Origin of the sequence: Pseudonocardia sp. ICBG1142 (assembly GCF_020496255.1) — a bacterium.
In the GTDB taxonomy this organism is placed as follows: Bacteria; Actinomycetota; Actinomycetes; order Mycobacteriales; family Pseudonocardiaceae; genus Pseudonocardia.
In genome coordinates, this window is the sequence record NZ_JAHLJC010000005.1 from 629,348 (window position 1) to 641,858 (window position 12,511).

Below are 12,511 nucleotides of genomic sequence, written 5' to 3' on the forward strand. Positions count from 1 at the left end.
GCCACCGCGTCCGGGGGTCGTGGCCCGCCGCCTGACCATTGTCGTCTGCCTGAGCACTGTCCTCTGCCTGACCGGTGCGCTCACGGGTGCGGCCGCGCCGCCGCCCGGGGCGCACCCGGTCTGCACTGTCGACGACCCGCGGCTGGCGGAGCTGTCCGGGCTGGTCGCCGAGGGCCCGCCGGGCGGAGCCCCGCAGCGGTACCACGCGATCGTCGACGGCGGGGGGACCGCGCGGACGTTCACCCTGGACCCGTCCGGCTGCGCGGTCACCGGAACCCGGCAGGCCGACGTCCCGGTCACCGACGTCGAGGACCTCGGGCTCGGGCCGGGCGGGGATCTCTGGCTCGCCGACACCGGTGACAACGGGGCACAGCGTGGCTCGGTCCGGCTCGTCGTGCTGCCCCCGGCCGGGCCGCCACGCGTGTACGACCTGGACTATCCGGACGGTCCGCGCGACGTCGAGGCGCTGCTGGTCGGCGACGACGGCGTGCCCCTGCTGGTCGACAAGACCACCGGGGCCGCCGGGGTGTACCGACCCGACGCACCGCTGCGCGACGGCGGGGGCCCGGTCCCGCTGCGCCGGGTGGCACAGGTCGTGCTGCCCTGGTCGGGCACCGGCGGCGGGCCGCTCGGGGCCGCCGGGTCCCGCACGATCACCGGCGGCGGGGTCTCACCGACCGGGGCCGACGGCGGACGCGCCGCCGTGCTGCGGACCTACACCGACGCCTGGGTGTTCCCGCTGCCCGTCGGCGGACCGGCGACGGCCGACGTGCTGGTCGCGGCGCTGGGCGGGGCACCACTGCCGGTGCCGTTGCCGGACGAGGCCCAGGGCGAGGCGATCGCCCCGGACGGCCGGGGTGCACTGCACTCCGGCAGCGAGGCCCGGGGCCCGACCGCGGCGGCGATCACCGTCGTCCCGGGCGCGGTGCCCGCGGCGACCGGCCCGCAGGCACCGGTCGTGGCCCAGCCCGCCGAGGTGCCGGAGTACCGCACGTACCCGTCGTGGCTGCCCGCCGCGGGCGGGGCCGCGGTGCTCGCGGTGCTGCTGGTGACCGGTGCCGTCGCGATGTCCCTGCACGGACGGCGCCGCCGGTCCAGCTGACCGCGGGAACCGGGCGCCGCCGAGGAGGTCAGAGGCGGCGCAGGACCGCCACGACGCGGCCGAGGATCGACGCGTCGTCACCCGGGATCGGGTCGTAGGCGTCGTTCGCCGGCATCAGCCAGATGTGCCCGTCCTTGCGGCGGAACGTCTTCACCGTCGCCTCGCCGTCGATCATCGCGGCCACGATCTCGCCCTGCTCGGCCACCGGCTGCTGACGCACGACGACCCAGTCGCCGTCGGTGATCGCGGCGTCGACCATCGAGTCACCCTTGACGTTGAGCAGGAACAGCGTGCCCTCGCCGACGATCTCACGCGGCAGCGGGAACACGTCCTGCACGGCCTGCTCGGCCAGGATCGGGCCACCGGCGGCGATGTCGCCGATGAGCGGCACGAACGCCGGCGCCGGCCGCGCGGAACGCAGCTCGGCGGTGTCGGCGTCGGAGTCCGACCCGTCGGTGCCGGCGATCTGCTCCGGGCTGCGGACATCGACCGCGCGGGTGCGGTTCGGGTCGCGCCGGAGGAAGCCCTTGCGCTCCAGGGTCCGGAGCTGGTGGTGCACCGACGAGGTGGACGTGAGGCCCACCGCGTCACCGATCTCGCGGACGCTGGGCGGGTAGCCGTACCGGTCCACCCAGTCCCGGATGACGGCCAGGACCTTCTTCTGCCGCGGGGTCAGGCCGCGGGTGTCGGTCGCGGGGTCGGGGAACTCCCGGACCGTCGCGGATCCCCGGTCCGCGGCGGTGCCGGTCACGCCGGGACCACCGTGTCCGGTGTCGTCCGCTGCCATCGCATTCGCCTCCTCGGGGTACTTACGGCGACGACCCTAGCCGTCGCGGGCCCGTTCGCCAAACATGCGTTCGAAGTCGCCCGGGGCGTGTCGTGGATTCCGCCGGGCCGTGGTGGTAGAACATCGCACAGGCGTTCGATCGAACACCGGTTCGATCGTTCTGGTCCGATCGGATGCCGTCCGCGTCGCCGTCCGGCCGCGCGGGGCGACCGGCAGCGGGAACGGCAGTGGGGGTGGCGATCGTGGACGCAGCGGTCATCGGGGGCATGACGGTCATCGGACGGGCTCCGGTCGGCACCGCGGCCGGCGTGGTGCGGCCCGTACCGACGTCGGGTCCCGTGCGCCGCGTGGTGGCGGCGGTGGGTGTCCTGCTGGCCTCGGCGGCCGCGGTCGTCGCGCTCGGGGTGGTCGCCGACGTCGCCGCCCACGGCCCGGCCGTGCCGCCCGCGGTCGGCGCGCCACGCTGAGAGCGTCCCCGGCACGGGCGGTGACCTGCGGAGACGTGGTTGTTGTCGGTGTCGGGTGCTACACCGCTCGTACGCCCGTTCGACCGGGCTCGGGGAAGGGCCGGTCGGGAGCGGGGGAGACGAGACCGCCCGGGGGACGGGCGGTCCGACGGCAGGAGGAACCATGCGAGAGCTCGACGAGCGGATCCGCGACCACGGCGCGGTCGGCTGCCTGACCGGTGCCCCCGCGCCCGGCACCCCCACCTCGCGCGCCCGGCGCGCCGCCCGGGAGCGGGTGCGGGCCGCGGAGGGTGTGGCCGGTCCGGCCGGTGCCGGCTCGTCGGCCGTCGCGCGCGCCGCGCACCGGTGGGCCGCCCACGGTGCACGGGAGCGCGCACTGACCGAGTCGGTCGCACGGCACCCCGCCGCCCGTTCCCGGCGTGCCACGGCGCCCGGGGTCTCGGCATCCGGTGTCCCGGCATCCGGTGTTCCGGCGCCTGGTGTCACGGCGCCCGGTGTTCCGACGTCCGGTCCGACGGCGCCCGGTCCGGCAGCTCACGGGCGTGCGGCCCGGACCACGGCACCGGCCGGTCCGGCGGTCCCGCGTGGCGTCACCGGTGGTCCGAACGTCGCGGTCCGGACGCCCCGCTGCACCACCTCGGCGCCGGGCTCCACGGCGACCCTGGAGCGGCCCGCACGGGTCGCGGCGCCGTCCGGTCCGCGGTCGGTGGCCGTGCCGGCGCCGCGCACGGTCCGTCCGCTGGACCGGCGTTGCCTGGTCCCGGCCCGCCCCCGCCCGGCCCGCAGTCGGGTCCGCGGGCGCCTGGAGCGGTTCCTGACCGGGGTCGCGGTGCTGCTGTGCGCCACGACCGCGGTGGTGGCGCTCGGCCTGCTGGGCGACGCGGCGGCGGGCTGGAACGCCCCCGCGGCCGCCGTGCCGTCGGTCGGTGCCGTGCGCTGAGGAGTATCAGGGCCGCGGTGCGGTCCCGGTGGGCCGGGCCCGTGGCGCGGAGTGGTGCCGGCGTGTCCGGCCCGGGGTGTGCAGTGGTGCGGTGCCGACGTGTCGGGCTCCCGGGGCGGAGCCGGTCGGGCGTGCCGTGGTGCGGTGCCGGCGCGGCGACCGTGGTCACGGCGGCGGCGGTGCGGTGACGGTGTGGAGCGATCCGGCGCCGTGTCGGCGTCGCATCGGGTGACGACATGCGCCGGGCCGGCACGCGGATGTCGGGCGGCGGTCGCCGGGATGTCGCCGGATCGTCGGCGGCGTGCCGCCGGGCGCGTCGCCAGGGCGTGTCCCCGCATCGGGTGGCCGCCGGTCGCGGTCCCCGCGGCGCGACGGACGGCGCCGGGCGTGACGTTCCTCGGCGCCACCAGCGCCGATATCCCCCTCCATGATCGTCGGCGACGAGCCGGTCGCGGAACGTGGTGTGCAAGGCTCGGATCCCGATCGGGCGAAGCTCGGCGCGGCGTGGGCCCCGGGATGGCGGATCCCTAGATGTAGGGGTTACATTGACGTTGTTCCGCCACTGGTTGGGGGGATGGATTGCTGCGGAGAGTTTCCGGAACGTTACGGGAGAGGGTGTGAGCGTCCATGCGCTGCCCGTTCTGCCGGCACCCGGACTCCCGCGTGATCGACTCACGGACCGCCGACGACGGGACCTGCACCCGTCGGCGCCGGTCCTGCACCTCGTGCGGACGACGGTTCACCACGGTCGAGGAGGCCGTGCTCGCCGTCGTCAAGCGCAGCGGGGTGACCGAGCCCTTCAGTCGACAGAAGGTCGTCAGCGGGGTTCGGCGGGCGTGTCAGGGCCGGCCGGTCGACGAGGACGACCTGCAGCAGCTCGCCCACCGGGTCGAGGAGACCGTGCGGGCACGCGGGGCGGCGGAGCTTCCCAGCCACGAGGTCGGACTGGCGATCCTCGGGCCGCTGCGTGAGCTCGACGAGGTCGCGTACCTGAGATTTGCGAGCGTCTATCGCTCCTTCTCCTCCATCGAGGACTTCGAGAAGGAGATCGCCGACCTGCGTTCGGCGGCTGCCGGGGAAGCAGCCGACGACGAGGCCGGCCACAACCGGGACGGGTGAGCCGCTCGGCGGCACGGGTCCGGCGCGCACCCCGCGAGGGGGCGACCGGTACCGGCCGTCGTCGCAGGTCGTACCGGAGGGGAAGACCGTCCGCGCACCCCAGCGCGCGGGTGGTACACGGTGACAAGTGCGGAGGCATGCATGACCGAGACCGTCGGGGGCCCGACGACAGACACCGGTGAGAGCGCGGCTACCAAGCCGGCGCGCAGCCGCGGGAAGACCGGCGCCAAGCGCGCGCCCGGCCTGACCGTCCAGCGTGTCTTCACCACCGAAGGGGTCCACCCCTACGAGGAGGTGGAGTGGGAGCGCCGCGACGTCGTCATGACCAACTGGCGCGACGGCACGGTCAACTTCGAGCAGCGCGGCGTCGAGTTCCCGCGCAGCTGGTCGGTCAACGCGACCAACATCGTCACCAGCAAGTACTTCCGCGGCGCGGTGGGCTCGGACACCCGTGAGTCGAGCCTGAAGCAGCTCGTCGAGCGGGTCGTCGGCACCTACAAGCGGGCCGGTCTCGAGCACGGCTACTTCGCCACCGAGGGCGACGCCGAGATCTTCGACCACGAGCTGACCTGGATGCTGATCCACCAGGTGTTCAGCTTCAACTCGCCGGTGTGGTTCAACGTCGGCACCGCCAGCCCGCAGCAGGTCAGCGCCTGCTTCATCCTCTCGGTCGACGACACCATGGAGTCGATCCTGAACTGGTACCGCGAGGAGGGCCTGATCTTCAAGGGCGGCTCCGGCGCCGGCCTGAACCTCTCGCGCATCCGGTCGTCGAAGGAGCTGCTGTCCTCGGGCGGCACCGCCTCGGGCCCGGTCTCGTTCATGCGCGGTGCCGACGCCTCCGCGGGCACCATCAAGTCCGGCGGCGCCACGCGGCGCGCGGCGAAGATGGTCGTCCTCGACGTCGACCACCCCGACATCGAGGAGTTCGTCGAGACCAAGGCCAAGGAGGAGGCCAAGGTCCGCGTCCTGCGCGACGCCGGCTTCGACATGGACCTGGGCGGCTCCGACATCACCTCGGTGCAGTACCAGAACGCCAACAACTCCGTCCGCGTCACCGACGAGTTCATGCGCGCGGTCGAGGAGGGCACCGACTTCGGTCTGCGTGCCCGGATGACCGGTGAGGTCATCGAGCGCGTCGACGCCCGCAAGCTCTTCCGCGGCATCGCCGAGGCGGCCTGGAACTGCGCCGACCCGGGCATCCAGTACGACGGCACGATCAACGACTGGCACACCACCCCGGAGTCCGGCCGCATCAGCGCGTCGAACCCGTGCTCGGAGTACATGCACCTGGACAACTCCAGCTGCAACCTGGCGTCGCTGAACCTGCTGAAGTTCCTCGACTCCGACGACCGGTTCGACGCCGAGACCTTCGCCAAGGCCGTCGAGCTGATCATCACCGCGATGGACATCTCGATCTGCTTCGCGGACTTCCCGACCGAGCCGATCGCCGACACCACCCGCAAGTTCCGGCAGCTGGGCATCGGCTACGCCAACCTCGGCGCGCTGCTCATGGCGACCGGCCACGCGTACGACTCCGAGGGCGGCCGCGCGCTCGCCGGGTCCATCACCTCGCTGATGACCGGTGCCGCGTACAAGCGCTCCGCCGAGCTCGCCGGTGTCGTCGGCCCGTACGAGGGCTACGCCCGCAACGCCGAGGCCCACCAGCGGGTCATCCGCAAGCACGCCGCGGAGAACGACCGCATCCGCACCTTCGCCTCCAGCACCCCGGTGCAGAAGCTCGCCACCCAGGTCTGGAAGCAGTGCCAGGACATCGGTGAGGTCAACGGCTGGCGCAACGCGCAGGCGTCGGTGCTGGCCCCGACCGGCACGATCGGCCTGATGATGGACTGCGACACGACCGGCATCGAGCCGGACCTGGCGCTGGTCAAGTTCAAGAAGCTGGTCGGCGGCGGCTCCATGCAGATCGTCAACCAGTCGGTGCGCCGGGCCCTGGACAACCTCGGCTACCAGGCCGAGCAGGCCGAGGCGATCGTCGAGTACGTCGCCGAGCACGGCCACGTCGTCGACGCCCCGGGCATGAAGCCCGAGCACTACGAGGTGTTCGACTGTGCCATGGGCGACCGGACGATCGCCCCGATGGGCCACGTCCGCATGATGGCCGCCGCGCAGCCGTTCCTGTCCGGCGCCATCTCCAAGACGGTCAACATGCCCGAGCGGGCGACCGTCGAGGACGTCGAGCGGATCTACCTCGAGGGGTGGCGCCTCGGCCTCAAGGCCCTGGCGATCTACCGCGACAACTGCAAGGTCGGCCAGCCGCTGTCCGCGGGCAAGGGCGGCGACAAGAAGGCCGGCGGTGACACCGCGGAGGCCGAGAAGGTCACGGTCGTCGAGCAGCGGCCGGTCCGCAAGCGGCTGCCCAAGAAGCGGCCCAGCGAGACCGTGTCGTTCACCGTCGGCGGCGCCGAGGGCTACCTCACCGCCGGCAGCTACCCCGACGACGGCCTCGGCGAGATCTTCGTCAAGCTCGGCAAGCAGGGCTCGACCCTGGCCGGTGTGATGGACGCCTTCTCGATGTCGATCTCGGTGGGTCTGCAGTACGGCATGCCGCTGGAGTTCTACGTCTCGAAGTTCTCCAACCTGCGCTTCGAGCCGGCCGGGATGACCGATGACCCGGACGTGCGGATCGCGACCTCGGTGCTGGACTACCTGTTCCGCCGCCTGGCGCTGGACCACCTGCCGTACGAGAAGCGCGCCCAGCTGGGCATCTTCTCCTCCGACGAGCGGTCCGCCCAGGTCGAGAACGACTACGGCACCGGCGAGAAGCTCGACATCGAGGAGTTCCGTTCCTCGGTGCCGACGATCGAGGAGCGCAAGGAGGCCGGTGCCGAGCCCGCGCCGGTCGAGGTCGGCAGCTCCACCGAGCTGCTCGAGCTGCGGCTGGGCAAGGCCGCCGACGCCCCGCTGTGCATGACCTGCGGGACGAAGATGCGCCCCGCCGGGTCCTGCTACCTCTGCGAGGGTTGCGGCTCCACCAGCGGCTGCAGCTGAGCGACACCGCACCACACCGGGGCGGCTCCGACATCGGGGCCGCCCCGGCGCGCGTGGCGGTGCAGGATCGTCGGTGCAGGGATCGGAGACCGGGTGACCGAGGACCGCACCGCGGAGGTGGCCGGGCGCCTGCGCGTCGACGCGCGGGTGCTCGCCGTGCTCGTCGCCGCCCCGTGGCGCGTCGCGGACGGCCACGACACCGCGCCCGTCGCCGAGCGGCCGGGGGAGCGCGGCACCGTCTACGTGGGCGTCCCGTCCCCGGCGGAGCTGCGTGAGCTCGACCTGCCGACCGACGGGCTGCGGCACTTCGGGCTCACCCCGGCCGACCTGCGACGCGGCGGCTGGACCGATGCGGACCTGCGTTCGGCGGGGCTCCTCCCACCCGGCGCGGAGCCGGACCCGGTGGCCTGGTTCGTCGCGGGGGAGCCGCCGCAGCTGATGCTCGGGTTCGACCCGTCGGGGCCGGTGCTGCTCGCCCGACCGGAGCCCCGCTGGGACGGCCACCTCCCGGTGCTCGACCCGGCCGACGCCGTCGAGGTGCCGGTCCTGCCCGGCTGCGACGACCCGGACGGCGACGCCGGGCTCGCCGTCCGCCAGGTGCGTGACGGGCTGCTGCGCCGGGCCCGGCGCCGGCTCACCCACTGCGTGATCTGCCTGCGCCCGGTGCACCGGGCCGCGACGGTGCACGGCGCCTGCCACGGCTGCGCCGGCAGCTGGCTCGGCGTCGTCCTCTGACGCCGGCCCGGGTCAGGTCGCCGACACCGGACCCGGCCGCGCCCCGGCACCGGCGGGCGGGGGAGGGCAGCGCAGCAGCTGACGCCACTGCTCGGGGCTCCACCGTGCCGGGTCGGTGGAGTCGAGGAACTCCTCCAGCACCCCCACGAACCGTGCCGGGTCGCTGTGGTGCGGGAAGTGCCCGGCGTCGTCGAACACCTCCAGCCGGCTGCCCGGCATCGCCGCGTGCGCGGTGTGGGCGTGCGCGAGCGGCACCACCGCGTCCCGGGCGCCCCACACCAGCATCGTCGGCATCCCGCGGGTCAGGTAGCAGCGGTCCAGCATGGTCACGACCTGCCCGCGCCAGTCGACGACGGCCCGCAGCGTCCGGATGAACGCCGCCCGCGACGTCGCGTCGGGCAGCGCGTCGACCAGCCGGAGCAGGTCGGCGGCGTCACGACCGAGGTCGGCGCCGACCAGCCGCAGCGCGTCGAGGGCCCACCCGATCTGCCACCGCAACGGCGGCAGCTGCGAGGCAGCCAGCACCGCCTGCGCACCGGGCAGGCTGACCGCGCGCAGCAGCGGCGTCACGTCCGGGCCCGCCCCGCCGGTGCCGACCAGCACGAGGCGCTCGGTCCGGTCGGGGTACTGGTAGGCGAACTGCATCGCGACGCCACCGCCCAGCGAGTGCCCCACCAGCGTCGCGCGCGGGCCACCGAGGACGCCGAGGAGGTCCCGCACGCCGTTGGCGTAGGCGGCGACCGAGTAGTCCGCGCGCGGCTTGTCCGAGTGCCCGTGCCCCAGCAGGTCGGGGGCGATCACCAGGTGCCGCCGGGCCAGCGCGGGGAACACCGCCTCCCACGTCGCCGAGCTGTCCCCGATGCCGTGCACGAGCACCACCGCCGGCCCGGACCCGGCCACCCGGAACGCCCGCCGGTAGCCGTGCACGGTGCGGAACCGCAGCTCCGAGTCCCGCGGCGGCACGACGCCGAGCCGGTCGCCGACCGGTGCCGGGCGCGAGGTGGGGGCCGCCATCGGACGACGGTAGGACCGCCGCGTTACCCCGGTGTTGCCGTCGGCGAACGGCGCCACGGCACCTAGGGTCGGCGGCGTGAGCAAGCGCTACCGGGTCGTCCCGGCGTCCTACGTCCTGCTGCTGCGCGGCACCGGTGAGCGCACCGAGGTGCTGCTCCAGCTGCGTGCCGGCACCGGGTTCATGGACGGTCACTGGGCCGCCGCCGCGGCCGGGCACGTCGAGGCCGGCGAGGACGCGGTCGCAGCCGCGGTGCGCGAGGCCCGGGAGGAGCTCGGCGTCACCGTCGACCCCGCCGACCTGGTCCCGCTCACGGCCGTGCACCGCACCGGGCGCACCGGGGACCCGGTCGACGAACGCGTCGACTTCTTCTTCACCTGCCGTCGCTGGACCGGCGAGCCACGCCGCGCCGAGGACGGGAAGACCGCGGGCCTGGACTGGTTCGCGCTCGCCGACCTGCCCGCCGAGACGGTCCCGCACGAACGCGCGGTGCTCGACGCCCTGCGCGACGGCGACGTGGCCGCGGTCCGCAGCCACGGCTTCCGGTAGCGCCCTACTCCGGGTCGACGAGCTGGATCTCGACGGTGACGTCCGGGCTGTCGCTGTCGTCGGGGTCGATCGCCCAGTGCAGCACCCAGTCGACCTCGTAGTCGTCGCGCCGCCGGCCGGGTGGGGCGAAGTTGACCCACTCCCCGGCCCGGGGGAGCGTCTGGAACAGCCGGACGAAGTCGGGCTGCTGCCCGATCCTCACCCGCGCGGTGATCGGTGTCTGCGACGACGGGGAGCCCACGGCCCGAGATGCTGCCCGACCGGCGCCCCGCGCGCCACGCCCCGTCCGCACGCGGTTCAGGGCCGGACGGCGCCCAGGAACCAGCGGTCCACCGAGAACGGCTCGTCGCCGCAGGACGCGACGCCCGACGCCCACGCGTCGACCTCGGCCCGGGTGAGCCCGCACCGGCCCGGCGCGGCCTCGGCGACCATCTCCCGCAGCGCGGCGCCGTAGCCGGTGGAGGCCGGCCCGCGCATCGGCATCCGTCGCGTCCACTCCCCGTCGAACCCGGCGCGCTGCAGCAGCGGGCCCAGCTCGTAGGGCAGCCGCGACCGCGGCACCGTGCTGCACCACGCGTCGCGGATGCGGCGGTGCCGGTCCTGTCCCGGCCCGGGCCAGTGCAGCGAGGTCCAGTCCGTGTCCAGCACGAGCAGCCGCCCACCCGGGCGCAGGACCCGGTACAGCTCGGTGACGGCGGCCGGAAGGTCGTCGACGAACTCCAGGACCTGCAGGCAGGCCACGGCGTCGTCCGGACCGCCGGGCAGCGAGCCCGGACCGGCCAGCGCGCGCTGGGTGACGACGGCACGGGTGCCGCACCGACGTCGTGCCAGCGTCACCATCACCGGGTCCGGGTCGACCCCCGTGGCACCCGGGCCGACGGCCCTGGCGACGTCGTCGAGCAGCTGCCCCGGTCCGGTCCCGACGACCAGGATCTGCTCGCCGGCCCGCGGGCCCAGCAGCTCCAGGGTCCGTTCCCGTTCGGTCCGGGCCTCGGGGGTGTCGTAGGTGTCCGCGACCCTCGGTGCGCTCGCGGCGTCGACCGGCAGCATTCCGGCTCCCTGTCTCAACCGCCGGTGTAGCGCGCCGACTCGATCAGCGCCTCCACCGACTCCGGTGGCACTCGGAACGAGCGCCCGAACCGCACCGCGGGGAGCTCCCCGGAGTGCACCAGCCGGTACACCGTCATCCGGGAGACCCGCATCCGGTCCGCCACCTCTGCCACGGTGAGGAACGGCGCGTCCTGCCCGGACCGTTGCTCCGGGATCCCTGCCGCCATGCTGCGTCCCTCCTTCGCCGACCCGCCCCCAGGCCGACCTCTGATCACCGAACGCAGGGACGGTAGCGCGGATCGGGCCACCCTCCCGGTGCGATCGTGTACCACCCTCGGGTGGACTGTCCGGAAAACGTCGACTGTCGGTGTCCAGCCCGACACGTGGGGTGATGATGTGCCCCGCAGGAGGGTGCGGCGCCCCCGGATCCGGTCATCTATCGTCGGGCGGTGACCGCCGCTTCCACCGTGACCGATGACGACCCGGACGGCGACTGGACCGCGCCGGGCGTGTTCCGCAGCGCCCCGGGGGTGTACCGGATCCCGCTGCCGCTGCCCCAGGACGGGCTGCGGGCGGTGAACGTCTACGCACTCGCCGACGACACCGGCTGGACCCTGATCGACTCCGGATGGGCGATCGACGAGGCCCGCGACCTGCTGGGCAAGGCGCTGGCGGCGATGGGCTCCGGTTTCGGCGACGTCCGCCGCTTCCTGGTCACCCACGCCCACCGCGACCACTACACGCTGGCCTCGGTGCTGCGCCGCGAGTACGGCACCCGGGTGCTGCTCGGGGCGGGGGAGCGCCCGAACCTGGAGGTCATCACCGACCCGGCCCGGCCGCCGGGCGAACCCGACCGGTCCCGGCTGCTGCGTGCCGGTGCCGCCGGCATCGTCGACGAGCTCGGCCGGGCCGGGCCGTGGCCGCGTCCGCTCCCCGAGGAGTGGGAGGCCCCCGACGAGTGGATCGCCGACCGCGCCGCCATCGCCGTCGCCGACCCGGCCGGCACGCGCACCCTGACCGCGGTGGAGACCCCGGGGCACACCCGTGGGCACCTCGTGTTCGCCGACGAGGCCCACGAGCTGCTGTTCGCCGGGGACCACGTGCTGCCCCGGATCACCCCGTCGATCGGCCTGCAGCCGTCGCCGGTGGCGAGCCCGCTCGGGCAGTTCCTCGACTCGCTGCGCCTGGTCCGGTCCCGGCCGGACGCGACCCTGCTGCCCGCGCACGGCCCGGTCGGTGGCGGCGCGCACGCCCGCGTCGACGAGCTGCTGGCCCACCACGAGGCCCGGCTCGCCCAGTGCCGCGACGCCGTCGCCGCGGGCCATCCGACCGCCGACGCGGTCGCCCGGGTCCTGCGCTGGACCCGGCGGGAACGCCGGCTGGAGGACATGGACCTGTTCAACCGGACCCTCGCGGTCCTGGAGACCGGGGCGCACCTCGACGTGCTCGCCGACCTCGGTGAGCTGCGCCGGACCGAGGTCCCCGACGCCGCCACCGGGGTCGCCGTCGCCACCTACACGGCCTGACCCGCGCGCCGGGCCGCGACACGCCGCGCACCGTTCACCCGGTAGTCGTGTCGGGGTGGCTCCCCGGAGCGGAATCGGGCAGAGTGAGGTCACCGGAGTCCACTCACGCCACGGAGGTCACCACACCCACACCCAGCACATCTGTACCGCGGGTCCCAGCACCGACCGCGCTGCGCCGAGGACGTAGGGGAAGACGATCCTCGTCGACGACA

General features: G+C 74.5%; 13 protein-coding genes. 8 read left to right on the forward strand and 5 right to left on the reverse strand.

Annotated features, from left to right (window positions below; all coding sequences use genetic code 11):
* Nucleotides 1-19 precede the first annotated feature (19 nt).
* The gene (locus KPL59_RS08280) at nucleotides 20-1,102 is read left to right on the forward strand and encodes a hypothetical protein (protein ID WP_226360435.1); all 1,083 of its coding nucleotides are present in this window, start codon (nucleotides 20-22) and stop codon (nucleotides 1,100-1,102) included.
* A 28-nt stretch (nucleotides 1,103-1,130) separates the two neighbouring features.
* Here the strand turns inward: KPL59_RS08280 and lexA are convergent, their stop codons facing one another.
* The gene (gene lexA / locus KPL59_RS08285; RefSeq protein WP_020624701.1) at nucleotides 1,131-1,889 is read right to left on the reverse strand and encodes a transcriptional repressor LexA; all 759 of its coding nucleotides are present in this window, start codon (nucleotides 1,887-1,889) and stop codon (nucleotides 1,131-1,133) included.
* A 242-nt stretch (nucleotides 1,890-2,131) separates the two neighbouring features.
* Here lexA and KPL59_RS08290 point away from each other — a divergent pair, with 242 nt between their 5' ends.
* The 5 genes from KPL59_RS08290 (at nucleotide 2,132) to KPL59_RS08310 (ending at nucleotide 8,162) form a co-directional block, all read left to right on the forward strand.
* On the forward strand, nucleotides 2,132-2,356 hold the full coding sequence (locus tag KPL59_RS08290; RefSeq protein ID WP_226360436.1) for a hypothetical protein: 225 nt from the start codon (nucleotides 2,132-2,134) through the stop codon (nucleotides 2,354-2,356).
* A gap of 163 nt (nucleotides 2,357-2,519) precedes the next feature.
* Entirely contained in the window at nucleotides 2,520-3,296 is a 777-nt protein-coding gene (locus tag KPL59_RS08295) for a hypothetical protein (RefSeq protein ID WP_226360437.1), read from the forward strand.
* A 627-nt stretch (nucleotides 3,297-3,923) separates the two neighbouring features.
* A complete protein-coding gene (gene nrdR, locus KPL59_RS08300; RefSeq protein WP_020623044.1) occupies nucleotides 3,924-4,415 on the forward strand; it encodes a transcriptional regulator NrdR in 492 nt (163 codons plus the stop codon).
* 141 nt (nucleotides 4,416-4,556) lie between these two features.
* Complete coding sequence (locus KPL59_RS08305) at nucleotides 4,557-7,427, forward strand: vitamin B12-dependent ribonucleotide reductase (protein WP_226360438.1); 2,871 nt, start codon at nucleotides 4,557-4,559, stop codon at nucleotides 7,425-7,427.
* 93 nt (nucleotides 7,428-7,520) lie between these two features.
* Nucleotides 7,521-8,162: a hypothetical protein gene (locus tag KPL59_RS08310; protein ID WP_226353508.1), complete on the forward strand. Its 642-nt coding sequence runs from the start codon at nucleotides 7,521-7,523 to the stop codon at nucleotides 8,160-8,162.
* A gap of 12 nt (nucleotides 8,163-8,174) precedes the next feature.
* On the opposite strand, the gene KPL59_RS08315 is transcribed toward KPL59_RS08310, so the two are convergent.
* Nucleotides 8,175-9,176 (reverse strand): alpha/beta fold hydrolase, encoded by a 1,002-nt coding sequence (locus KPL59_RS08315; RefSeq protein ID WP_226360439.1) that lies wholly within the window; start codon nucleotides 9,174-9,176, stop codon nucleotides 8,175-8,177.
* Between the two features lie 76 nt (nucleotides 9,177-9,252).
* Between KPL59_RS08315 and KPL59_RS08320 the strand changes: the two genes are divergently transcribed.
* Nucleotides 9,253-9,723 carry an NUDIX domain-containing protein gene (locus tag KPL59_RS08320; RefSeq protein WP_226353507.1) on the forward strand — a complete coding sequence of 157 codons (471 nt, stop codon included), beginning with the start codon at nucleotides 9,253-9,255 and terminating at the stop codon, nucleotides 9,721-9,723.
* Between the two features lie 4 nt (nucleotides 9,724-9,727).
* On the opposite strand, the gene KPL59_RS08325 is transcribed toward KPL59_RS08320, so the two are convergent.
* The 3 genes from KPL59_RS08325 to KPL59_RS08335 all read right to left on the reverse strand — a co-directional run bounded on the left by KPL59_RS08325 (nucleotide 9,728) and on the right by KPL59_RS08335 (nucleotide 11,000).
* Nucleotides 9,728-9,925: a hypothetical protein gene (locus KPL59_RS08325; protein ID WP_145981270.1), complete on the reverse strand. Its 198-nt coding sequence runs from the start codon at nucleotides 9,923-9,925 to the stop codon at nucleotides 9,728-9,730.
* A gap of 95 nt (nucleotides 9,926-10,020) precedes the next feature.
* A complete protein-coding gene (locus KPL59_RS08330; protein ID WP_226353506.1) occupies nucleotides 10,021-10,773 on the reverse strand; it encodes a methyltransferase domain-containing protein in 753 nt (250 codons plus the stop codon).
* A gap of 14 nt (nucleotides 10,774-10,787) precedes the next feature.
* On the reverse strand, nucleotides 10,788-11,000 hold the full coding sequence (locus KPL59_RS08335) for a helix-turn-helix domain-containing protein (protein ID WP_020623051.1): 213 nt from the start codon (nucleotides 10,998-11,000) through the stop codon (nucleotides 10,788-10,790).
* Between the two features lie 222 nt (nucleotides 11,001-11,222).
* On the opposite strand from KPL59_RS08335, the gene KPL59_RS08340 reads away from it, so the two are divergent.
* Entirely contained in the window at nucleotides 11,223-12,299 is a 1,077-nt protein-coding gene (locus KPL59_RS08340; protein ID WP_226360440.1) for an MBL fold metallo-hydrolase, read from the forward strand.
* Nucleotides 12,300-12,511 lie beyond the last annotated feature (212 nt).